Here is a 445-nt window from a genome sequence, read left to right on the forward strand (position 1 = left end):
TTCTTACGTTATCTGGAAATTGACCCACTCTCTGCCGACAAAACGCAACTGCGGGAAGTGGCAGCGAAACTGGATTTGAGCAACGTTGCCGATACCGAAGAAGACCGCGACACGCTGCTACAATTGCTGTTTACCTTTGGCGTAGAGCCAAATATTGGCAAAGAAAAACCGACCTTTGTGTACCACTTTCCAGCCAGCCAGGCATCACTGGCGCAAATCAGTACCGAAGATCATCGGGTCGCTGAACGCTTTGAGGTTTATTATAAAGGTATTGAGCTGGCGAATGGTTTCCATGAATTGACGGATGCCCGTGAGCAGCAACAACGCTTTGAACAAGATAACCGTAAGCGCGCGGCGCGCGGTTTGCCGCAGCACCCCATTGACCAGAATCTGATTGAAGCCTTGAAAGTCGGTATGCCTGACTGTTCCGGCGTGGCATTAGGTG

1 protein-coding gene is annotated in these 445 nt (G+C 50.8%); it reads left to right on the forward strand.

Translation table 11 applies throughout. The features are described from left to right. A partial coding sequence (locus H3O04_RS35700; protein WP_337249683.1) for an amino acid--tRNA ligase-related protein occupies nucleotides 1-445 on the forward strand: 445 nt, incomplete at both ends.

The organism is Burkholderia sp. KCJ3K979 (assembly GCF_016759955.1).
GTDB classification, from domain to species: Bacteria; Pseudomonadota; Gammaproteobacteria; order Burkholderiales; family Burkholderiaceae; genus Burkholderia; species Burkholderia orbicola.